Annotated in this window: 18 protein-coding genes; 12 read left to right on the forward strand and 6 right to left on the reverse strand. The window is 32.9% G+C overall.

All coding sequences use genetic code 11. The features are described 5' to 3' along the window. Window positions 1-100: 100 nt before the first annotated feature. The 4 genes from pta to IWX84_RS05030 form a co-directional block, all read right to left on the reverse strand. On the reverse strand, window positions 101-2,194 hold the full coding sequence (gene pta / locus IWX84_RS05015) for a phosphate acetyltransferase (protein WP_196849656.1): 2,094 nt from the start codon (window positions 2,192-2,194) through the stop codon (window positions 101-103). A gap of 144 nt (window positions 2,195-2,338) precedes the next feature. Further along, the gene (gene corA / locus IWX84_RS05020) at window positions 2,339-3,409 is read right to left on the reverse strand and encodes a magnesium/cobalt transporter CorA (RefSeq protein ID WP_196849657.1); all 1,071 of its coding nucleotides are present in this window, start codon (window positions 3,407-3,409) and stop codon (window positions 2,339-2,341) included. Between the two features lie 227 nt (window positions 3,410-3,636). Further along, window positions 3,637-4,239: a hypothetical protein gene (locus IWX84_RS05025; RefSeq protein WP_196849658.1), complete on the reverse strand. Its 603-nt coding sequence runs from the start codon at window positions 4,237-4,239 to the stop codon at window positions 3,637-3,639. A gap of 154 nt (window positions 4,240-4,393) precedes the next feature. After that, window positions 4,394-5,119 carry a bacteriorhodopsin-like gene (locus IWX84_RS05030; RefSeq protein ID WP_196849659.1) on the reverse strand — a complete coding sequence of 242 codons (726 nt, stop codon included), beginning with the start codon at window positions 5,117-5,119 and terminating at the stop codon, window positions 4,394-4,396. A 115-nt stretch (window positions 5,120-5,234) separates the two neighbouring features. Between IWX84_RS05030 and IWX84_RS05035 the strand changes: the two genes are divergently transcribed. After that, on the forward strand, window positions 5,235-6,134 hold the full coding sequence (locus IWX84_RS05035; protein WP_196849660.1) for a Brp/Blh family beta-carotene 15,15'-dioxygenase: 900 nt from the start codon (window positions 5,235-5,237) through the stop codon (window positions 6,132-6,134). Between the two features lie 79 nt (window positions 6,135-6,213). Here IWX84_RS05035 and dnaK read toward each other — a convergent pair whose 3' ends face one another. Next, window positions 6,214-8,100 carry a molecular chaperone DnaK gene (gene dnaK, locus IWX84_RS05040; protein WP_196849661.1) on the reverse strand — a complete coding sequence of 629 codons (1,887 nt, stop codon included), beginning with the start codon at window positions 8,098-8,100 and terminating at the stop codon, window positions 6,214-6,216. A gap of 626 nt (window positions 8,101-8,726) precedes the next feature. On the opposite strand from dnaK, the gene IWX84_RS05045 reads away from it, so the two are divergent. The 3 genes from IWX84_RS05045 to IWX84_RS05055 all read left to right on the forward strand — a co-directional run bounded on the left by IWX84_RS05045 (window position 8,727) and on the right by IWX84_RS05055 (window position 10,551). Further along, window positions 8,727-9,416: a DUF2461 domain-containing protein gene (locus tag IWX84_RS05045; protein WP_196849662.1), complete on the forward strand. Its 690-nt coding sequence runs from the start codon at window positions 8,727-8,729 to the stop codon at window positions 9,414-9,416. Between the two features lie 378 nt (window positions 9,417-9,794). Further along, entirely contained in the window at window positions 9,795-10,232 is a 438-nt protein-coding gene (locus IWX84_RS05050) for an acyl-CoA thioesterase (protein WP_196849663.1), read from the forward strand. A 4-nt stretch (window positions 10,233-10,236) separates the two neighbouring features. Continuing rightward, a complete protein-coding gene (locus IWX84_RS05055; RefSeq protein ID WP_196849664.1) occupies window positions 10,237-10,551 on the forward strand; it encodes a hypothetical protein in 315 nt (104 codons plus the stop codon). Between the two features lie 89 nt (window positions 10,552-10,640). Here IWX84_RS05055 and IWX84_RS05060 read toward each other — a convergent pair whose 3' ends face one another. After that, a complete protein-coding gene (locus IWX84_RS05060; protein WP_196849665.1) occupies window positions 10,641-10,916 on the reverse strand; it encodes a GlsB/YeaQ/YmgE family stress response membrane protein in 276 nt (91 codons plus the stop codon). A 607-nt stretch (window positions 10,917-11,523) separates the two neighbouring features. Between IWX84_RS05060 and IWX84_RS05065 the strand changes: the two genes are divergently transcribed. From IWX84_RS05065 to IWX84_RS05100, 8 genes are all read left to right on the forward strand, one after another. Next, window positions 11,524-13,206: a Na/Pi cotransporter family protein gene (locus tag IWX84_RS05065; RefSeq protein ID WP_196849666.1), complete on the forward strand. Its 1,683-nt coding sequence runs from the start codon at window positions 11,524-11,526 to the stop codon at window positions 13,204-13,206. A 231-nt stretch (window positions 13,207-13,437) separates the two neighbouring features. Next, complete coding sequence (locus IWX84_RS05070) at window positions 13,438-18,438, forward strand: translocation/assembly module TamB domain-containing protein (protein WP_196849667.1); 5,001 nt, start codon at window positions 13,438-13,440, stop codon at window positions 18,436-18,438. Then, the gene (locus IWX84_RS05075) at window positions 18,431-20,722 is read left to right on the forward strand and encodes a BamA/TamA family outer membrane protein (protein WP_196849668.1); all 2,292 of its coding nucleotides are present in this window, start codon (window positions 18,431-18,433) and stop codon (window positions 20,720-20,722) included. Before IWX84_RS05070 ends, IWX84_RS05075 begins: the two co-directional genes overlap by 8 nt. Window positions 20,723-20,979: 257 nt before the next feature. After that, window positions 20,980-21,270, forward strand: coding sequence for a TIGR03643 family protein (locus IWX84_RS05080; protein ID WP_196849669.1), 291 nt, complete (start codon window positions 20,980-20,982; stop codon window positions 21,268-21,270). A 19-nt stretch (window positions 21,271-21,289) separates the two neighbouring features. After that, window positions 21,290-21,709, forward strand: coding sequence for a DUF2452 domain-containing protein (locus IWX84_RS05085; protein ID WP_196849716.1), 420 nt, complete (start codon window positions 21,290-21,292; stop codon window positions 21,707-21,709). Between the two features lie 264 nt (window positions 21,710-21,973). Continuing rightward, on the forward strand, window positions 21,974-23,479 hold the full coding sequence (locus IWX84_RS05090) for a cryptochrome/deoxyribodipyrimidine photo-lyase family protein (protein ID WP_196849670.1): 1,506 nt from the start codon (window positions 21,974-21,976) through the stop codon (window positions 23,477-23,479). Continuing rightward, window positions 23,476-24,189, forward strand: coding sequence for a YqjF family protein (locus tag IWX84_RS05095; RefSeq protein ID WP_196849671.1), 714 nt, complete (start codon window positions 23,476-23,478; stop codon window positions 24,187-24,189). Before IWX84_RS05090 ends, IWX84_RS05095 begins: the two co-directional genes overlap by 4 nt. 4 nt (window positions 24,190-24,193) lie before the next feature. Beyond that, the gene (locus tag IWX84_RS05100) at window positions 24,194-24,331 is read left to right on the forward strand and encodes a DUF2256 domain-containing protein (protein ID WP_196849672.1); all 138 of its coding nucleotides are present in this window, start codon (window positions 24,194-24,196) and stop codon (window positions 24,329-24,331) included. Window position 24,332 lies beyond the last annotated feature (1 nt).

A 24,332-nucleotide genomic window follows, 5' to 3' on the forward strand; every position in this document is an offset into this window, starting at 1 on the left:
CCCCTCCCGAAGTTTCGGGACTTTCCCACTTAAAGGCAGACGGGGTAGATATTTATTATGTTAACTATTTTAAACTTTAAACCTTAAACTTTGAACTTTTTTACAATCCCTGTGCTTGAATGGCCGTAATCACGACTGTGTTTATAATATCATCAACCGTACAACCACGACTTAAATCGTTAACAGGTTTGTTTAACCCTTGTAACATAGGACCAATTGCCAATGCTCCAGTTTCTCTTTGCACCGCTTTATACGTGTTATTTCCTGTGTTTAAATCCGGGAAAATTAAAACGCTTGCTTGTCCTGCTACTTCCGAATTTGGCATTTTACTTTTTCCCACTTCCATATCTACGGCAGCGTCATATTGAATAGGTCCTTCGATTTTTAAATCGGGACGTTTTTTTCGCACTATTTCAGTTGCCGTTCTTACTTTATCTACTTCGTCTCCTTTTCCAGAAGATCCAGAAGAATACGAAAGCATAGCTATTTTTGGTTCTATACCAAATGCCAAACTCGAATCAGCAGATGAAATGGCTATTTCCGCCAACTGTTCTGCGGTAGGATTAGGATTAATAGCGCAATCCCCAAAAACAGAAACCCGGTCTTCTAAACACATGAAAAATATAGAAGAGACTACGGATGAATTTGGTTTTGTTTTAATGAATTGCAATGCTGGTAAAATCGTATGCTGCGTAGTATGCGCCGCCCCTGAAACCATTCCGTCAGCGTGGCCTTTATACACCATCATTGTTCCAAAATAAGAACCATCTTCCATTAAATCTTTGGCCATAGCCAATGTTACTTTCTTATTCTTACGCAACTCATAATAGGTATTTACGTAATCTTCATAATTCTCAGATTGAATCGGATTGATGATTTTTACTTTCGAAAAGTCAAAAGCAATACCCAACTCTGCAACCTTATTTTCTATTTGTTTTTTATTTCCCAGAATCGAAATATCAACAACATCCATTGCTAACAAACGTGCAGCAGCAATAATAATTCTTTCATCATTCCCTTCGGGCAAAACGATATGCTTTCTGTGCTTTTTTGCTCTTTTTACTAGATTGTATTGAAACATTTTTGGAGTCATCCCTTCCGCTTCAAAAGAGCTTAATTTTTTTGCTAAATTATCCAAGTCCACATACTTTTCGAAAGTATTTATTGAAGTTTCAATTTTCTGCTTATTGTCAGCATAAATCTGAGATTTTATATTCCCTATTTTATTGGTAATACTATATGTTCCTCCTTCAACAGAAATAATAGGAACAATACTGGTCAATCCTTCAATTAATTTGAGAATACTGTCATCAGGCAATATATTACCTGTCAATACTATACCTGAAATCGTCGGATAATTTGCAGATTCATTGGCTTGTAATGCACCCAATATAATATCAGCCCTGTCACCAGGAGTAATCACCAAAGCATTTTCTTTCAAGTGTAACAAGTAGTTGTGTAACTGCATTGCTCCAACACTAAAATTCCCAATTTCATTATTTAAGAATTCGCCACCAAATAACACTTTTGCATCGAGTTCATCTACAATTTCTTTAATAGTAGGATTGTTTAAACTGGATATTATCGGAATGGCGTTCACTAGAATATCTTTTGGTAAACTTGCTTTTAATCCATCTGTAACTAATTTGATATTTTCGGGTTGTACTTTATTGGCAATAACAGCCAGTACTTCGACGTCCTTTACTTTAAAAGAATCATACGCCAAATAAAGGCTGTCGATTAATTCCTCTAATGTTTTACCAACTCCTGAGCCAACAATTATAGTTGGAATACCCAGATTTTTGGCTATAAGAACATTCATATCGAGTTCGATAACCGTTCCTTCACCGCTAAAGCTAGTTCCCTCAACCAAAACAAAATCAAATTGTTCTTCCAGTCGTTTGTATTTATCAATGATCACATCCAGGACTTCTCCTATTTTACCTTTGTTTTTCTTTTTGATCAGCTTGCTTTTAGTAATTGCAAATGCATCTTCAAATGCAATATCCAAACCAAAATGAGAGATTACGGTTTCAATATGATTGTCGATTTTACCATCCTCAAAATCTTCTATTATTGGTCGGAAATAGCCCACTTTAGCTGTTTTACCAATAAGCATACTCATTAAACCTAAAGTAATAATCGACTTCCCACTATTAGGTTCAGAGGTTGCAATATATATGGCTTTGTTCATTCTGATATTTTTTATTTTTATTCTAATTCTTCTGCGTTGATAATTCTTTATATTTCAATCCAATCCGTTATAAAGACATAGATTTTATATTCTTTTAAAGGCATTCTGTTTCTATAGACTACATAGTTTTACTGATTACGTCTCTCAAAACCACTTTCTCTTCTTAAAATAAAAGATCATTGCTATTCCTATTAAAATCATAATTCCAATAATGGTATAATATCCATTTCGATAATGCAGCTCCGGCATAAACTCAAAATTCATTCCATAAACTCCCACAATAAATGTCAGCGGAATAAATATGGCGGAGACAATAGTCAGCGTTTTCATAATCTCGTTCATCTTATGCGTTTGCGCCGAAAAAAAGAAATTAGAAGCACTTTCTAATGATCCCATATCCGAATCAATTTGTTCTAAAAGCTCTAAACTTTTTTGATGCAATCGAGCAAAAAAACTAAAATTATCCATTTCCATAGCATTAAAGACATTGTCATCTTTTATACTTTTTATATCGTACAAAGAATCTCTCAAAGGAATAATGGATCTTTTGACAAAATTAAAATTATCTCTGTGTTTTTCAATTCGCTCTAAAATAATTGGGTCAGCACTTCGTTTCGAAAGGTTAATTAGGTCTTCTACTTTGTCTTCTTCATTTTCAATAGTAATATAAAAATTTTCCATGATAGCATCCAAAAGGATGTACAACAGATAATCGACTTTTTTTGTTCTAACAATTCCTGAATGCGTGCGAATTCGTTCTCTGATATGCATGAAAAAATCACTGCGCTTTTCTTGAAAAGAAATTAAAATACCATCCTTTATCAAAAAACTGATTTGTTCCACACTGATATTATCGGAATCTCCAGCCGGCAGAAGTGATTTTATATTAAAAAATAAGATGTCGGACAGTTCTTCCAGTTTTGTTCTTCTAGTCGTATTTAAAATATCGGCAAGCATCAAATCATCTATTTCAAAATAACCACCAATCGCTTTTATTAGCTCAATATTATTTAAACCATGAATATTCAGCCAATTCATTTTTTGAGTATTGATATATTTATCCAGATCCGAAACTTTAAAATCCTCATATTCTGTCAAATCAAAATTGTCAAAAACAAACAACTGCATTTCTGACTCATGCTGCTTGTGAATTCCGGTATATTCCAAATTAAAAGGCTGCAATTTTCTGCCTTTCTTGTACTTAATTTTTCTCATTCAAAATTATTTGTATAGTAATATTACGAAATACTTTTATCAATAAATCTCAACTTTAGGAATTGGACATTCTAAAAATCAAGTTTTCATATTGACTTATTTTAAAAAAAACAAAGATATGCAGAAATAATAATTACTAATAGCAGATTAATGACGTATCTCGTATTAAAAACAAAACCCGACACATTTTTAAAACGGGTCGAGTTAAATATTAAAACTTGATTTTATTATTTTTTCTTAGATTGTCCGGCTGAGGCGAATACAAACTTTTTATCTGAAGGATTGTAAATCATTTTATTTTCCTTTCCTTTATTTTTCAATACCACATCTCCTTGTTTGTTTACAATACATTCAAAACCTTCGTTCCTAATTTTATCAATGGTTTCAGAAACAGTTTGGTTAACATCCAAAAAATGAATTTCCTTTATTTTTGTTATGGTTTGTTCATTCGTCAGGACTTTTGTTTTTGAAGCAATATCACAAATTACAGAAACAGTTGTTACCGCATCTTCAGTTTTTAATTTGGTTATTGCACTCTTTTTTTCCAACCAAGTTATTTTATGCAAGGTAGTTCCTTTGGTTATAAACGCCTCAATCTTACATTCTAATGGCACCTTATTTGAGTCAAAAGTTTTCAATAAAATTGTATCTTTTTTTGCTTCTTTATTGGTGAAAGACAAATAAAATTTATTCTTATTCATCTCTGCCGAAACATTTTCTGATTTTGCAAGAACTAGTGAAGAGGATGATTTTTTGGATGACTTATTTGACTGGCTAAAAATAGTAGTACAAAAAAATGATAGTGTAAGAAGTAGGATTATTTTTTTCATAATGAATTAAGATTTCAACTAGGATTGAAAATTACAATAATATTTGATGCAAAATAATCCGTTTTGTTTTTTAACTAAATAAAAAAATCCATTGCACAAAAAAACCGAACTTTAAAAAAGCTCGGTTTTAATAAACAAATTAAATAAAAGAAAATTAGTTAGCTTGTGATTTTACTGCTAAATTATAGACTACTAATCCAAAACCAATTTTATTAATGGCATCAGCAATATTGTAAGCGACATCTACGCTTCCTTTTCCAAGGATTCCCGTGTACCATCCATCAGTTCCTAACATGTATCCTAATGGGTAAATTGCCCAACCTACAAGTACAAACCAACATAATATTTTGTGTGAGGCAAGAACATTTCCTCCTGCAGCGGCAGCTAATTTAGAAGCTTGCCCTAACCATATTTCGTAAACAATAGCGAAATAAGCTATTCCAGATACTAATCCCCAAATTTGAGCGTTTTCTGGATTTACGGCTTCACCAAAGTAACCCGTAACTAACATTATTAATGAATAGATAATCATTTTCCATAACAATGATTGTTTAGCTCCTGCTATTTTTAATATCAGGTAGAACTCAACACACATTAATGGCACCGTTAAAACCCAGTCAACATAACGAAAGAAAGTAGGTGATTCTCCAAACGAAGCCCAATAATCTCTCATGTAAAAATAATGTACTGCGGCAATAAAAGTAATTAAACCAGAAACTAACACTGAAGTACGCCACTTTTTGTCAAATTGGTTCAGTGATAAAAAGAAAAATGCTGATGCGGCCATCATAGCCATACAGCCAACGAAAAAAGTAAATCCTACATAATCAGTGGGAGATAATTTTCCAACCATCATAGTAATAAACATAAAATTTGTCATAATTTAAATTTAAAGGTTAAGGTTATTTGTTGAAGTAAATATAATAAAAGTTAAACAAACAAAATGCGTTTTGTTAAAATATTTTTACTTAATTTTAAACAAACTTAATTCAAACATGCTTAAATATACAAATTTCGCAATCGTAGCAAGCTTTTTTTGTTTGTGGCTCAACTCCTTTTTCCCTAAAGAAATTCAAATATTCATTAGTTTTTTACTCATTTTCACGTTCGGAATTTTACATGGGGCTAATGATTTGCTTTTAATTAAGAATACAAACGATTCAAAAAACGCGTTTTCCTTTACAAAAATTCTAATATATTATGTTCTGGTAGTTTTAAGTGGGTTACTACTTTTCTATTTATTACCTGTGTTAGCCTTGCTATTATTCATTTTGGTAAGTGCGTTCCATTTTGGCGATCAGCAAGGGTTGTATTTAGATTTTGATGTCCCAAAATGGCTGCTTATTCTCTACCCGTTTACATACGGAATTGTTCTCTTGTTCTTACTGTTTTTCTTTCATATCAATGAAGTCCAAATCATAGTAACAGAAATTATTAGATTTAAACTTCCGTCCTACTATATAAATGAAACCCTCATAATTAGCGGATTGATATTTATAAGTTTAAGTGTTTATTTTTATTGGAAATTTGAATCCTTTCGAAAAAAATTAGAAAGAGAATTGTTTTTTCTTTTGCTTTTTGCAATACTATTTAAAACTTCAGATTTAATTTGGGGTTTTGCCATTTACTTTATCATTTGGCATAGCATTCCTTCTATTTTAGACCAAATAAAATATCTGCATGGTTCTTTAACTTTTACCCATTTTATAGCATATTGTAGGAATGGCTTTGTCTATTGGTTCGCCTCATTACTGGGCATCGGACTTCTTTATTTCCTGTTTAGGGATACTGAAATATTCAACGGGTTGTTTTTCTCTTTTCTAGCTGCAATTACCTTTCCGCATGTGTTAGTAATTCTGAAAATGTCGCATAAAAAGAATTCGAAAATTGCATAAAAAAAACCGTTCACCACAGGCGAACGGTTTTTTAAATCAACAATAAAGACGCACCGCAGTGCGTCTCTATGGGAAATTATTATTTTACTTCTTCAAATTCAACGTCTTCAACATTGTCTCCTTGAGCAGCATCCCCTTGAGGTTGTGCTTCAGCTTGACCTTGTTCTCCTTGAGCATACATCGCTTCAGTTGCTTTTTTCCAAGCAGCATTGATGTTGTCAAGAGCAGTTTGAATTGCAGGAATGTCTTGAGATTGGTGCGCCATTCTCAATTCAGTTAATGCATATTCTACAGCCACTTTGTTTTCGTCAGATAATTTAGAACCTAATTCTTTCAATTGAGTTTCAGTTTGGAAAATCATTCCATCTGCTTCGTTCAATTTTTCTGCTCTAGATCTTGCGATTTTGTCAGATTCAGCGTTAGCTTCAGCATCTTGTTTCATTCTTTCGATTTCTTCAGAAGTTAATCCAGAAGAAGCCTCGATACGAATATCGTGAGATTTACCAGTTCCTTTATCAGTAGCCGAAACTTTGATAATACCATTAGCATCAATATCAAAAGTTACTTCAATTTGTGGAACACCTCTTGGTGCTGGTGGAATACCGTCTAAGTTAAAACGACCGATAGTTTTGTTATCAGCAGCCATTGCTCTAGCTCCTTGTAATACGTGCAATTCAACTGTTGGTTGAGAATCTGCAGCAGTAGAGAAAACTTGAGATTTTTTTGTTGGAATAGTTGTATTAGACTCAATAAGAGTTGTCATAACACCACCCATAGTTTCGATACCTAAAGATAAAGGTGTAACGTCAAGTAACAATACATCTTTTACATCTCCAGAAAGAACTCCACCTTGAATAGCTGCTCCAATAGCAACAACCTCATCAGGATTAACTCCTTTAGACGCTTTTTTACCAAAGAATTTTTCCACTTCGTCAGCGATTCTTGGCATACGAGTAGAACCTCCTACAAGAATAACTTCATCAATATCAGAAACAGATAAATTTGCATCTTTAAGCGCTTTAGCAACTGGTGCCATAGAACGTTTCACTAATGAATCAGTTAATTGCTCAAATTTAGCTCTAGTTAATTTTTTAACTAAGTGTTTAGGTCCTGAAGCTGTAGCAGTAACGTATGGCAAGTTAATTTCAGTTTCAGCAGAAGAAGACAATTCGATTTTTGCTTTCTCAGCAGCTTCTTTCAAACGTTGCAATGACATTGGGTCAAGACGTAAGTCAATACCTTCTTCAGTTAAGAATTCAGCAGCTAACCAGTCAATAATTTCATGGTCAAAATCATCTCCACCTAAGTGAGTATCTCCATTTGTAGACAATACTTCGAAAACTCCGTCTCCTAATTCAAGAACAGAAATATCAAATGTACCTCCACCTAAATCGTAAACTGCAATTTTTTGATCTTTACCTTTTTTATCAAGACCGTAAGCAAGCGCTGCAGCTGTAGGTTCGTTGATAATACGCATTACTTTAAGACCTGCAATTTCACCAGCTTCTTTTGTAGCTTGACGTTGTGCATCATTAAAGTAAGCAGGAACAGTAATAACTGCTTCAGTAACAGTTTGACCTAAATAGTCTTCAGCTGTTTTTTTCATTTTTTGAAGAGTCATTGCTGACAATTCTTGTGCAGTATATAAACGACCATCAATATCAACACGTGGTGTATTGTTGTCCCCTTTTACTACAGAATAAGAAACTCTTTTTGCTTCAGCAGTGATTTCTGAAAAAGAGTGACCCATAAAACGTTTGATAGAAGCAATCGTTTTGGTAGGATTAGTTACCGCTTGTCTTTTGGCAGGATCTCCCACTTTAATCTCTCCACCTTCAACAAAAGCGATGATAGATGGTGTTGTTCTTTTTCCTTCTGCGTTAGGGATAACCACTGCTTCGTTACCTTCCATTACAGAAACACAAGAGTTTGTCGTACCTAAATCAATTCCGATTATTTTACCCATTTTTACTATATTTAATTTTAATTGTAAACTTATTTTTAACGTCTCGAAGACGATAAGTCAATCTTTGTGCCAATACAATAGGTGTCCTTAAATTGTCAGTTTATGTGAAAATTGGCGGGAAATAATCTGACAACATGACATTTTAATCTGAATTAATTTCAGATTCTCCTGAATTCATTTCAGATTCTCCTGTCTTATATCTCGCTATCTTCAGCTTGTTCATGATTTATTCTTCCTTTATTTTAGGAGCTATTTCCTGCTATCCATTGCAATCTTTCTTGTCTCTTCTTGTCTTTTGGGACAAGAAGAGACAAGAAAGGATTTCCATTTCTATCAGGGCTAGGGATTTTGTATTTCCATCACATTTAAAATCATTATCTTATTCTAATTATTGTACGGACAGGTCGCAACCGGTCTCCAAGTGAAAAAAACCCGCTCCCCGAAGCGTTCTTCGCTTGCTCCACAAAGTTTTCAACTTTGAGGATGCGTCATTCAGTCTAAGACTAAAATAATAAAACTACTCATGCAATAAAGGTCAGGAGAGCTTAAACCCTTTCTCAAAGTTGGAAACTTTGCGAAGCGATCGTGACCTTAAGTTCCATATATTTACTTTATAAAAATAAAAAATGAAAGACACAACCATATTAGCAAGCAGCATCACTTTTTTGAAGAGTCTGGCAAATAATAACAATAGAGAATGGTTTACTGAAAATAAGGAGACTTATATTTCGGCACAAAATAATATTATTGCATTTATAGACCAACTCATAATATTAATGAATACCCATGATGTTATTGAAGATGTATCTGGAAAAAAAAGTCTCTATCGTATTTATAGTGATGTTCGTTTCAGTAAAGACAAATCACCTTACAAACCTCGATTTGCAGCAAGTTTGCAAAGAGCGACTAACTTAAAACGAGGTGGCTATTATTTGAATATTCAGCCCGGTAATAATTTTCTAGCGTGTGGTTTTTTCTCTCCAAATCCCGATGACCTAAAAAGAATAAGAAAAGATATTGTGCTAAACCATGAAGATTGGCGCAAAATTTTAAACTCCAAATCAATAAAGAATAATTTTTTAGAATTGACAGGTCATACAGTTCCAACTTTCCCAAAAGGATTTTCCCAAGACCACGAAGCGATGGATTTAATTCGGCATAAACAATTTATTCTTAAACATAATTTTACCGATAAAGAAGTAATTGATCCAAAATTTATTTACAATGTAAACGAAATATTTAAATCGGTAAGACCCTTTTTTGATTATATGAGTTTTGTGCTTACAACTGATTTAAATGGAGAAATGAAAGTTTAGAAACTAAAAGAAACATAAGAGATAGAGTAACAATAGAACAATTGGTCGTTTTATCAAATTTGGAAAGTCTCAATGCTGTTTTTATTCAGCAAGGACAATCGCAATCACAAAGGCTTATTCAACTCAATACTATTGCGATAACCCAAATGAAAGCTTTAGTAAATAGCAAACAAATAAAGACCTTGGATTAATTATGTTTTTCTACAATAAAAAAACGCAGGTTTTAAATCCTCTTCTCTTCCAACATTTTAAAAAGTAAAAACTTTATTATCGTATTATTACTCGTTTTTTCTATATTTACAGAAATCAAATGCGGGTTCTACAATATGTTTATCGGACCTTAGCACTAAAATAAATGCAATTTAAAATAAAATAATAATGACAGCTTTTAGCAAAGAATTATCCTTTCGTTGGTCAGACCTAGACCCTAATTTTCATGTACGTCACAGTGCTTACTATGATTTTGGCGCTCAGCACCGTATCGAGATTTTAGAAAGCCTAGGTTTAACGATGAAGGTTTTGCGGTCACAGAATTTTGGGCCCATATTATTTAGGGAAGAATGCATTTTCAGAAAAGAAATACTGCTTTCGGATAAAATAGTGATGCATACTAAAATTTCTAAAATGAAACCTGACGCTTCGCGTTGGTCAATTGTCCACGAATTCCTGAATGACGAAAATAAACTTTGTGCCATAATAACCGTAGATGGTGCATGGATGGATACCAAACTGCGCAAAATAGCCAACCCAACTCCTGAAATAGCGGTAGACGCTATTCGTAATTTTCCAAAAACTAATGATTTTCTAGAACTTTAAATTTATGAAACAATTATTTAAAATTGCCAGCTGCTTACTGATTGTAATCGCACTGGCAGTAAGTTGCAGTCCGTTGATAAACGCAAACACCACTGAATTCACCACTGGTAAAGTGCAGGAAATCGTAGTGGGCAAAGACGGGTATACCGCGAAATTAGCAACAACCGACAATTCAATTTATCTAGCGACTATCAGTCGCGCCAATTTATTTGAACCAACACAATATAGACAGGTTTCAACTGGAGAAACTATACAAGTGAAGGGGGATGTTTTTAAAATTTCAGGCGTTAATCATATGACAGTGCGAGTGCTGAAGTAACGAAAAACTAAAAAATTGTACATCAAGAATAAAAAAAGTCAATAGAAATTACGCTATTGACTTTTTTTATGCATTAAATAGTTTTTTTGCTACAAATTTGATCTTCCTCGATTTAACAATCCTACAATAAACAACAGGACAACAGCACCTAAGACCGCGGTTACTATGCTGGCTAAATTAAAACCACCAGTTTCAGTACCTGCAATTCCAAGTCTTGTGCCTAGCCATCCGCCCAAAAAACTACCTACGATACCTACAATTATGTTTCCGATAAGGCCAAAGCCACTACCCTTCATAATTTGACCTGCTAACCATCCTGCGACTACTCCTAAAAGTAACCAAACTAAAAAATTTTCTGTTGACATAATTAAATAATTTAAATTGTTGAACAACTATTTTAGTAAATCAAACATAAAGGTAGCATTTTTCTGTTTAAAAAATTTACATTTATAAATTATTTTCTGATTAAAAAAGAAAAAATATTTATATATCAATCTGTATTGCAATTAATTAATAAGATTTTTTTTTGAAATTTAGGTTTTCAAAACAGAACCATAATATTTAAATTTTTAATCTTACCGCAACACCTCAATAGAATTTAACCTTGATGCTTTCAACGCATGATAATAGCTAAAAAATACGTCACTAACATAACAAATTAAAAACGAAAGAAGTATAGGACATAGTGCGATTGAACTGGGCCAATTATAAACTAAGTAACCAGTTTGGTAGCGCTAATTGCAAAAATAATCCCATTTAATCCTCCGGTTATACGGGTCATCATGGCATTAATTAAAAATTTTATTAAGATATTGATTCCTCTGGCTTCCCGTTTGAAATAAAATGACGAACAGTTTAATAAACAAAACTGATTTGTAACACATTTTATTTAAAACTTGAGGTTATAGATCGGTAATAGTTCTAGTACAATTATAAAATTAAATTAGTTATCTTTAAAAGTTAAATAAGTCTATGGAAACACTTAACTCGATTTTTAAACTAGCCGCGGGAATAGGATTGTTCCTATTTGCAATGTACCTGATTGAGGAAGCATTAAAAAATCTTTCCGGTCGAACATTTAAACTTTTTTTGCAGCGCATTACAAAAAATAATATAGGTGCCATAACTGGTGGCGCAGTCGTAACTGCAGTTCTTCAGAGCAGTTCTATGGTTTCTTTGATGGTTTTAGCATTTGTAGGGGCAGGCGTGTTTACGATGAAGAATGCCTTGGCAATAATTCTAGGCGCTAATCTGGGCACCACACTCGATAGTTGGCTGGTCGCTACGCTTGGTTTTAAAACAAATATTGAAATAATTGCCTATCCTGCCGTGTGCTTGGGCGGTTTTCTACTAATACTTTTCAGGAATCGCAAGACAATTGAATATATCTCTTATTTTCTTTTAGGATTCGGACTCTTATTCATTGGGCTTTCCTTTATGAAAACTGCCATGGAAACGCAGGTGCAAAACTTTAATTTTTCGGAATATGCAGCCATGCCTTCTATTGTGTTTCTATTCATGGGGTTTCTCATTACTATGGTGGTTCAATCCAGCTCTGTAACAATGGCTCTTACACTTAGTGCACTTCATGCAGGGGCAATTGATTTTCCTATGGCAGCAGCCATTGTTCTAGGCTCAGAAACAGGTACTACAATTAAAATACTACTTGGCGCAATAGGTGGCAATGTCTCGAAAAAGCGAGTGGCGCTTGGTAATATTCTTTTCAACATCGTCCTAACTGTAATTGCGTTCCTATTCCTAAAACCTATTCTGTTATTGATTACTGATGTTTTCAACATAAAGGATTCCCTTATAGGATTGGTTACTTTTTCCAGTCTTATTAATTTACTTGCTATTGTTCTTTTTCTTCCTTTTCTCGATTTATTTACAAAATTTTTAGAACGGTTTTTTAAAGATTCAGATGGTTCCACAGCTGCCTTTATAGGACACGCGTCTATCAATGAACCAGAAACAGCCTTGGATTTATTTCGACGAGAAACCAAATATTTTGTTTATAATTCAATGATTTTTAATCTGGAGTTATTTAAGACCGATACTTCCTCGCTTCAATCCCACTCTGAATATAAAATCATCAATAAGGATAAAAATTTCTTTTCGAAAACTAAAGAAGAAAAATATGAATTCCTGAAACAATTGCAGGGTGAAATACAGGCTTTTTATTTAAAATTGCGATCTAAAATACAAAATGAGCACCAGGGAGAACTCAATCAATTGATTTCGGCAGGACGGAGCTCTATGCATTCGGTAAAAAGTATCAAGGACATAGGTTCTAATATCTCAAATCTCAGCCATTCCTCAAAAGATATTAAATACAATTTTTTTATACATCATAAAAAAGAAACAGAAAACCTGTATTTTCATTTGAATACCTTGCTTTTGCAAGAAAACAAAGTGAGTTTTGAAGAACTCCAATCCCTTTTTGACAATATCCAGAATAACTACAGCTCTGCCTTGAATAATTTTTATACCGAGGCGCAACAAGCTTCAATTGAAAATTTAGATATGACCACCATAATCAACTTTAATCGGGAACTTTTCACCTCCAATAAAGCGATGCTAATGGCTGTAAAAGAAATGGTATTGGACGAAAAACAAGCTGAATTTTTTAATGAGATTCCAAAATATAAAACCTAAAAGAAGTGAAAGTGATTGATTTTTAGCCGTTTTTTAAAATACCTAAGCCTTACAAGTAAAATACATAAAACTTTGAGCCTATTTTATCCAAAAATTTTACAACTTTAAAAACGACTTTTATACGATTTTTCGTTGCGAAATTTACATCTTTGTAGATTATTCCATTTTCGACTAAAATTGTTAATCTGGTTGAAATTGGTTATTTTTAAAACATTAAAAAAAACACTTCATTTGAAAAACTATTTAAAGAAAGGTTTAAAAATTTTCCTTTGGACTTTAGGAACAATCTTACTATTGTTTCTATTGATAATAGCAATTTTTCAAATTCCCTCTGTTCAAAATTTTGCCAAAGAAAAAGCGGTAACGTATCTGGAAGGAAAAATTAAAACTAAAGTTTCCATTGCCAGATTAAAAATTGGATTACCCGAAAAAGTAATTCTAGAAGGTGTTTATTTTCAGGATCAAAAAAAGGACACGCTTTTAGCCGGAGAAAAATTATCGGCTGATATCAGTCTGTTGCAATTGATAAACAACAAAATTGAAATCAACTCCTTGGAATTGGAGGGAATTACTGCCAATTTAAATAGAGATTCAAAAGCAGTTTTTAATTTCGAATATATCTTCAAGGCTTTTGCTTCGCCAGAAAAACAAAAAAGCGATTCTCCTCCGATGCAATTTTCTGTAGAGAAAATTAAATTGGACCGAATAAAATTCAATTATAATGATGCCGTTACAAAAAACGATTTAAATGCCAATTTAAATCATTTTGAAACAACAGTAAAAACATTTGATTTAGATCAGATGATTTTTGAAATCCCAAAAGCTAAAATTAATGGCTTACGTTTTAAATTAAGGCAAGGGTTGGTTCAAATATCCAATAAAACCAAAGTTGCTGCTGTACAAAATGCTCCAGAATCCATCTTAAAATTAAAACTGGGAGAAATTGATTTGGCTAAAATTGATTTTGATTACCAAAGTGACGAAACCAAATTATCCACTAACTTTTATTTGAAAAAACTTTTAGCTAAAATTAATAAAATTGATCTTAATAACCAATTATTATTATTTGACAGCATTGATTTGACAGGTGCTGAAGGCGAATTAGCTTTTGGCAAACTCGATTCAGAAAATTCAAGAAAAGAAGCAAAAGGCGACCCAAATAACTGGGAAGTAAAAGTAACTAAAACCGAATTTAAACGAGTAAATTTCCGTTATGACAATAATAATATTAACAGAATAAACGAAGGTATAGATTACAACCATTTAGATTTTACTCAATTAAACTTACAAGTCGATGCTTTATATTACAATCCGGAAAATATCTCCGGAGCGGTAAATTCGTTAACTTTTAAAGACAAAAGTGGTTTAAACATTCAATCGTTTACTGCTGACTTTTTCTATGGTAAAAAGAATGCTTTCTTCAAGAAATTATATTTAAAAACCCCTCAAACAGAGTTGAAAGATGAAATTCTCATCGGTTATCCTTCAATTGGATCTTTAGCTAAAAATCCAGGAGAATTAGGTATTACAGCTAACTTGAAAAAAAGTAAATTGGGAATCAAAGATATTTTGCTTTTTGCTCCAATTTTAGTAAAAACAAATCCTTTTATGAGCAATCCCAATGCGATACTGCAGGTAAATGGGAAAGTTTCGGGAAAATTAAAGAATTTTGCATTTCCAGACATTGAAATTAGTGGTATTGGAACTACTAAAGTGGTTACCAGCGGAAGAATTATAGGTTTACCGGATGCTAACAAAGCATATTATGATTTTAATATTAAGAATTTGCAATCCGGTGCTAAAGATCTTAATGGAATTTTACCTCCGGGAACGATTCCAAATTCGATTCAACTGCCTTCAAAGTTCAGTGCTGTAGGAACTTTCAAAGGGACAATAGCTAATTTTACTACCAATTTGAATTTGGTAAGCAGTTTTGGAAATGCCAAAATAAATGGTACATACGATCGAAGAATAAAAAATCTGGATCGATATGATGCCAAAATGGAACTGACTAATTTTGATCTTGGGAAATTTATCAAAAACGATTCAATTGGTAAAGTCACTTTAAAAGCCAACATAAAAGGAAGTGGTTCTAATTTAAAAACGGCGACTGCCTCTTTGAACGGAACCATTAAAAAAGCCTATTACAATAAATATACCTATAGAAATCTAAATGTAAAAGGGAATATTCGAAACGGAAATTTTAATGTTAAAGCAAATGCTCAAGATCCAAATCTAACTTTTGATTTAGTGAGCAGCGGAAGTTTTAGAGACAAATATCCTTCAGGAAAACTTAAACTGAATGTTGATATCGCCGATTTAGAAAAACTAAATCTGCATGCCGGACCAATGAAAATTAGAGGTGTTGTAGATGCCGATATTCAATCTGCCAATTTAGATTATCTCAATGGAACCATAAGTGCCAATACGATAACCATTGCCAATGGAAAAGAACAATTTGTTATCGATTCCATTAATGTAGTGGCAATGTCCAGTTCATTATCAAACACTTTAAAACTAAAATCACCCTTTTTAGATGCAGAAGTCGATGGAAAATACAAGCTGACAAAAATCGCAACCGCACTATCTAATTCTATTGCCAATTACTATAATACTGCATCTTATAAAAGAAAAGCAATTACGGATAAACAACAATTAGCCTTTAAAATCGCTATAAAAGACAGTCCCATTTTATTAAAATTAGTTCCAGAAATAAAAAGCTTAGAACCCATTAACCTAAGCGGAAGATATAATTCTGTTAATGATTCTATTGTTTTGAATGGTACAATTCCGAAGTTGATTTACGGTGAAAATACAATCACTAACGGAGTTCTGAAAGTAGATACCCAAGACAAGGCACTGGTTTATAGTTTAGTTGTAGACGACGTCATCAATAAACAAATTCAGTTGCCGTTTACAAGTATTACCGGTAAAGTCCAAAACAACATTGCCAATTATACGATTCAGTTAAAAGACCTAAAGGACAAAGAACGCTACTTAATTGCTGGAACTCTTAAAGCCATCAACGGAAACAACGAAATTACTTTGGATTCTAATAATTTGCTACTCAATTATGAATCTTGGAAAATAGTACCCGATAATTTAATTCGTTTTGGTAAAAACGGAGTCTATATCAATAATTTCGATTTGGATAAAGGAGGGAACAATATTAAAATTCAATCCCAATCCGAAAGACAAAATGCTCCCATAGCAATTGATTTCAAAGACTTCGATATTGAAACCATTACAAGTATAGTCGAAAAAAGCGATTTGCAAATGAGCGGAAAAATCAACGGAAACGCTTTACTGAAAAACGTAAACACGACTCCCCTTTTCACTTCCGATTTGGTAATCGAGAATTTTACCTTCAAAAAAGATACTGTTGGAACCATTAGCATAAAAGTAAATAATGCCATCGCCAATAGATATGACGCTATCATTTCAATTACCGGCCAAGGAAATCAAGTCAATTTAGACGGAAATTATAAAACAGGCGACAGTAGTTTTGATATGAATCTTGCCATTGAAAAACTCCACATGAAGAGTATTCAAGGATTTACAATGAATCATTTAAGTGAAAGTACCGGGTTTTTGACAGGTAATTTTAAAATAACCGGAAACACATCCCAACCCAATGTGATTGGTGATCTCCAATTTAATGACGTGGGTTTTAAAGCAACAGAACTGAATGCAAAATTCAAATCCATTAATGATAAAATCTCTTTTACAAATAATGCTATTACATTCAATAAGTTCATAATAAAAGACGAAAAGGATAATGATTTAATGATCAACGGAACAATTGACAGTCATGAATTTAGTAATTTAGGATTTGATCTAACAGTTGACGCTGATAATTTCAAGGCCGTAAATTCAAAAGCTAAAGATAACGATTTGTACTACGGAGAATTATACTTAGACAACCACTTGCGCATAAAAGGCGATTTTAATAACCCGGATATCGACGGTAATATCAAAGTGAATAAGGATACTAAATTTACCGTTGTTTTACCACAATCTGATCCTTCAATTGCAGATAGAGAAGGAATTGTTGAATTTATTGACCAAGACCACCCGCAATTAATCGAAAATGTTGCGCTTACTGAAATTAGCAGTAATTCGGATTTAAAAGGTTTTAATGCTTCAGTAAACATTGAAATTGATAAAGACGCTGAATTATCATTGGTTATTGATAAAGCAAACGGTGATTTTTTAAAATTAAAAGGAGAAGCCCAACTGAACGGCGGTATTGATCCTTCTGGAAAAACTAGCTTAACTGGAAGATATGAATTATCCGAAGGTAGTTATGAAATGAATTTCAGTGCGATTAAAAGAAAATTTGACATCAAAAAAGGAAGTTATATTCTTTGGACCGGCGAACCAACAACAGCGGATATCAATATTACTGCTGTTTATAAAACGGAAGCAGCACCAATCGATTTGATAAGTGATCAATTAGGAGATATCACCCCAGAAATTAGAAACACGTACAAACAAAAAATACCTTTTGAAACAGAGTTAAAAATGAAAGGGGATATAATGAAACCAACTATTAATTTTGATATCATTTTACCAGAAGGAAATAACAGTGTTTCAACTGAAATCATCAATAGTACGCAGGCAAAATTAACGCAATTACGTCAACAGCCTGATGAATTAAACAAACAGGTTTTTGCTTTGCTGTTGTTAAACCGTTTCATCGGCGAAAATCCATTTGCAAGCGAATCCGGGGGCACAAACGTTTCTTCGCTCGCCAGAGCAAGTGCGAGTAAAATTTTATCGCAGCAACTGAATAATCTTACCGCAAATTTAATTAACGGGGTTGAACTTAATTTTGATTTAAATACTACCGATGATTATACTACAGGTCAGCGAGAAAACAAAACGGACTTGAATGTAGGTATCTCCAAGAAATTACTAAATGACCGATTGAAAGTTACTGTGGGAAGCAGCTTTGGAATAGAGGGACCTCAGCAATTGAATCAAAATGCAAATAATATTGCCGGCGATGTTTCCTTAGATTACCAACTTTCAAAAGATGGAAGATATAAAGTAAGAGCTTACCGTGTAAACAAATATCAAGTTGCGCTTCAAGGAGAAGTTGTAGAGACTGGAATTGCCTTTATCATCACATTGGATTATAATAAATTCAAAGAGTTATTCCTCAAAAGTAAAAGCCAAAAAACAAACAACAAGATAAAAAAAGTATCAAAAAAGAAATCTGATGAATAAGAACCATTTACTATATTTTCTTTTTTTAGCATTGTTTGTGACTTCATGCAGCAATACAAAATATTTACCTGAAGGAGAACTTCTATATACTGGCGCTACAGTAAAAATGGAAGGAAATGAGACTTCGAAAAAGGAAAGAAAATCTTTAAAAACTGAATTGCAAAAAATCGTAAGACCAAAACCTAATTCCACTATTCTTGGTTTGAGACCAAAATTATATATCTATAATTTAGTAGGGAAACCTAAAAAAGAAAAAGGATGGCGCTACTGGTTGCGAACAAAAGTTGGCGAAGCTCCCGTTTTATACAGTCAAGTTGATTTAGAATACAACAAAAGTGTTTTACAAAACTTTAGCGAAAATCATGGCTATTTCAATACTAAAACAATGGCTGATTCAACAAGGAACGGTAAAAAAGTTAAAGCAAATTATACCGTAAACCCGAAAAAACAGTATAAAATTAGAGAAGTTAAATTCCCAACTGATTCCTCAGAAATTTCAAGTAATATTCGCGCGATAAGCGATCGAAGCCTACTAAAAACAGATCAAGGATACAACCTTGATATAATAAAGGCAGAAAGAGTTCGTATTGATGCTAAGCTAAAAGAAAAAGGATATTTTTATTTCAATCCGGATTATCTTAAAATTCAAGTGGACAGCACCGTTGCAGATCATCAAGTAGATTTGACTGTAAAAGTAAAAAATGAAGCGCCTTCATTGTCTCAAACACAATTCAAGATAAATAATATTATTGTCTATCCTAATTATTCTATTGGTTCAGATACTTTGAAATCTAAGGAAGGGTTTACTATAAAACACAATGATTTCACTATCATAGACCGCGAAAATTTATTCAAACCAAGAATTTTTGATCGTGCGTTGTATTTTAAAAAAGGAGATTTTTACAACCGTACCAATCACAATTTATCTCTGAACCGATTGGTCAATTTAGGAACTTTCAAGTTTGTGAAAAATCAATTTAAGGTCTCCGATACTTTAGGAAATTATTTAGATGCTTATTATTATCTCACTCCTTTACCCAAAAAATCAATTAGGTTGGAAGTGTTGGCAAAAACCAATTCTGCTAATTATACCGGAACAGAACTGAATGTGAACTGGAGCAATAGAAACGCTTTTAGAGGAGCCGAATTACTTACTATTTCAGCTTTTGGTGGAGTTGAAGTACAAGTATCAGGACAAAATAATGGCTTTAATGTTTACCGAATGGGTACCGAAGCTAATTTAGTTTGGCCAAGATTTGTTTCCCCTTTCAAAATTGAAACGCCTGGTGGTTTTGTTCCAAAAACTAAAGCTACTCTAGGTTATGAATTCCAAAATAGAATCAAATTATATTCCTTGCAAACATTCAAAGGATCTTACGGTTATTTATGGAAAGCAAATGAGCATAAAGAACACTTGTTGAGTATTACCGAAATTACATATGCCAGCCCGCAAAATGTAACTCCTTTGTATCGAGATCAAATTGCTGCCAATCCATCGCTTGAAAAAGTTATCGAAAAGCAATTAATTTTTGGTCCAAGTTATTCGTATACATTCACTAATACCGTGGAGAAAAGAAAGAAAAACACTTTTTATTATAAAGGAACTTTGGGGCTTTCTGGAACTATAGCCGGGTTGCTGACCGGTGCTAATGCAAAAAAAGGAGATACCATTAAGGTGTTTGGAGTTCCGTTTAGTCAATTTATAAAAATTGAAAACGAATTCAGACATTATTTAAAATTAGGAGAAGATTCGCAACTGGCCAGCAGAGTTATTGTTGGTGCAGGTTTTGCCTATGGCAATTCAACTGAAATGCCTTTCATCAAACAGTTTTTCATTGGTGGAACCAATAGTTTAAGAGCTTTTAGAGCACGTTCCATCGGACCCGGTAGTTATGATGGTTCTGCTACTACGAGTTCCTTTTTAGCAGACCAATCAGGAGATTTAAAATTAGAATTCAACACTGAATATAGAGCTAAAATTTATGGTCTGGTCAAAGGAGCATTATTTTTGGACGCAGGAAACATTTGGCTACTGAACAATAATCCAGAAAAACCAGGTGCTCAATTTTCTAAAAAATTTGTAAACGAAATAGCCGTGGGAACTGGAGCCGGACTTCGTTTCGACTTTTCGTTTTTAGTCCTTCGAACTGACCTTGCCTTCCCTATTCGGAAACCTTATTTACCGGATGGTCAACGTTGGGTGTTAGATCAAATAAGTTTTGGTAACAGTACTTGGCGAAAAGAAAATTTAGTTTTTAATTTAGCAATCGGATATCCTTTCTAAATTTTAAAACTATAGATACACAGTTGTATTTTTAGATTCTATATACCAAAAAACATTTAGTATTCAGAAAAGAAATTCTCTTTTCTGAATACATTTACTACGTTTTCTATCAATCAAAAAAAGCAAAAGTAAATTCAAAATCGACAAACTTATCGCTCTGAAATATTTTATTCCAAAATATAAATCAAGAATATACCTTCGTAAACTTTTAATCATTAAATTTGTTGAATCAAATCAATAAAAGATTAAACAAAATAATGAAGTCAACTACCGAAATTCAACTTTCAGAAATAGCACTAGATCGGATTATCGAAATGGCTTGGGAAGACCGAACGCCTTTTGAAGCCATCTATTTTCAATTTGGACTAAAAGAAGCCGACGTCAAGGCTTTAATGAAAAAAGAATTAAAATTTAGAAGCTACAAATTATGGCGTGAACGAGTTGAAAATTGCAAAACGAAGCACCTCGCCAAGCGCGTTGAAGGTATTGACAGATTTAAATGCAATATGCAAAGAGCAATCTCAAATAATAAAATTTCTAAGCGATAATAAAATTTATTCAGCAATGATGAAAAAAGAAAGACCAGATAATATAGTATATTCTGAGGAGCAAGGATATAATGCGAATCTTTTACCCTATGCAACAAGTGTTGGCGCGCCCGCAATAAGAATCGATGATGTAGTTTCTTGGAAAAGTAGAGGTATCAGTAATGTAAACAAAGAATTTGAAAGTAAGTTCAATGAGCTTAAAATTCAATATCAAAATTTAATAGAAGAATTTGAGTGGAATGAATTAGTTTACAACTCAAAATTTTCTTTTGAACCAGTGGTTGGCGAAATTTATCATTTATATCGAGGCAATGACGGCATAAATTTTCTTTCATTAATTGGTCCAAATGAATGGAATAAGGAACATATAGGAACTTTTAAACTAAACAGCGATAAAAAGTGGATCCTAATGAACAAAAAAGAAATCATTTTTTCGTAAAAATTCAAAAATAGAACAAGAAAATATACATGAATACTATTGATTTCTTAAAATTAGAAAGACAAGATCGTATTCATTTTACAATACTTACGCCCGTCTCAAAAGCGATTCTTTACTTCGGATTTCTAATAAAAATAGATTCGAAAAAATAAAGAAAAGCAAATATCAGCACTTTTTAGGTTTTAAAAAATTTTCATAAAACCTTTCAATTAAAACGATTAGATTACAAAAACCGGATAAAGAAATCACATCAATAATTCAAAATTGAATAAAAAAGCTATAAATATTGTTTGGTTCAAACGTGATTTGCGTTTTACAGATCACGAACCACTTTTTATGGCACAACAAGAAAACATTCCCATTCTTTTAGTTTATTTTTTTGAACCATCAGTGATGTCTTATGATGATTCTGATGAGCGTCATTGGCGATTTGTCTATGAATCATTGCAAGAAATGCAGTCTAAATTGAAGTCTGTTGCAACTGAAATTTACTATTTTCACAACGAAGTGCAATCCGTTTTTCAGGAATTACTAAATGTTTATGATGTAAAAACGGTTTTTTCACATCAAGAAATTGGCAATAAAGTCACTTTCGATAGAGATATCACTATGCAATCTTTTTTTGATAAAAATATGATTCATTGGAAACAATCTCAAATGCACGGTGTGATTCGGAAATTAAAATCCAGAAGCGATTGGGATAAGCGTTGGGAAAATGTAATGCGCGCTACTCCGTTAAATTTCGAAATAAATTCTATAAAAATTGAAACTTTAGCAACTGATTTTTATGCAAAATTGAAAGGAAAAGAACTTCCAAAAGCAATTACTACTCGCAATATGAATTTTCAGCATGGTGGCGAACATTGGGCTTGGCGCTATTTAGACAGCTTTGTGAAGGAACGTTATGTAAATTACAGCAAACACATTTCCAAACCTAGTTTAAGTAGAAAAGGATGCAGCAGATTGTCACCTTATTTGACTTATGGAAACATCAGCATGCGAATGATTTACCAATATACCAATCAGCATTATGAAAATTCGTCCAACAAAAGAGCCGTCCTAAATTTTGTTTCTAGATTGCATTGGCATTGTCATTTTATTCAAAAATTTGAAGATGAATGCCGAATGGAATTTGAAAATATCAACAAAGCCTACGATTCACTAGTGAAACCTAAAAATGAAGTGTACATAAAAGCGTGGCAAGACGGCAAAACAGGTATTCCAATTGTTGATGCTTGTATGCGCTGTGTCGTCGCAACGGGTTATCTTAATTTTAGAATGCGCGCTATGGTGGTATCGTTTTTTACTTTCAATTTGTGGCAGGATTGGCGCGAATTACACTTTCTGGCAAGACAGTTTTTAGATTATGAACCTGGAATTCATTATCCTCAATTACAAATGCAATCCGGAACTACAGGAATTAATACGATTCGGATTTACAGTCCTATAAAAAATTCAGAAGAACATGATTCAGAAGGTATTTTTATCAAACAATGGTTGCCTGAATTAGCTGAAGTTCCAGTAGCATTAATTCACGAACCTTGGAAATTGAATGCCATTGAACAACAATTTTATAATTGTGAAATAGGGAAAGATTATCCGCAACCCATCGTAAATATCGAAGAAACTAGAAAACAGGCAAGCGACATTGTATGGAGTTTTCGCAAACAGGACGATGTCAAAGAAGAAGGAAAACGCATTTTAGCAAAACATGTAAATAGCTCGAAAGCTGTTTCCAGAAGTAAACAAATAAAAAAGAAATTAAAATGAGTGTGTTTTTAAAAGCCAATTGGGAAAATATTGTAATGGCAAATTATGAAATATCTACAGCAATTCTGTCCAAATATTTACCAAAAGGCGTGACAATAGATTTATATAATGACAAAGCTTATGTTAGTTTAGTCGGGTTTATGTTTAAAAACACTAAAATATTTAATGTCCCAATATATAGATTCGGAACTTTTGAAGAAATTAATTTACGATTTTATGTTTCTAGGAAAGTGGGGAATAAAACCAGGCGAGGTGTTGTTTTTATAAACGAAACCGTTCCATATAAAGCCGTTGCGTGGTTAGCAAATGCGTTATATAAAGAACATTATACAACTATACCAACACGACATAGCTGGGATTTTGCCAAGGAACAAAAAGAAATAAAATACGAATGGCTGGTTAATAAGAAGTGGAATAGTATCGCTTTATCAGCGTTGAAAGCGAAAAAAATAATGGAGAAAAACAGTTTTGAAAGCTTCATATTTGAACATTATTATGGTTATACAAAATTTAATAATACCATTACAGAAGAATATCAAATTGCGCATCCCAGTTGGTTAATTAATGAAATCGTAGCGTATAAAATAGATTGCGATTTTGAAACCATGTACGGAAAAGATTTTGCTATTTTAGATAAAACACAACCCGAATCTATATTTTTAGCCGAAGGTTCTGCTATCGAAATCAATTGGAAAAGAAATAAAATCTAAACAAATGAAAGGTGTAAAAAAGCAAAACCTACCAACGAAAACGTGTATTGTTTGTAACAAACCTTTTACTTGGCGCAAAAAATGGGAAAAAGTGTGGGACGAAGTAAAATATTGCAGTGATAAATGCAGAAGCAACAAATAAA

Source organism: Flavobacterium sp. CG_9.10, assembly GCF_015752245.1.
Lineage (GTDB): Bacteria > Bacteroidota > Bacteroidia > Flavobacteriales > Flavobacteriaceae > Flavobacterium.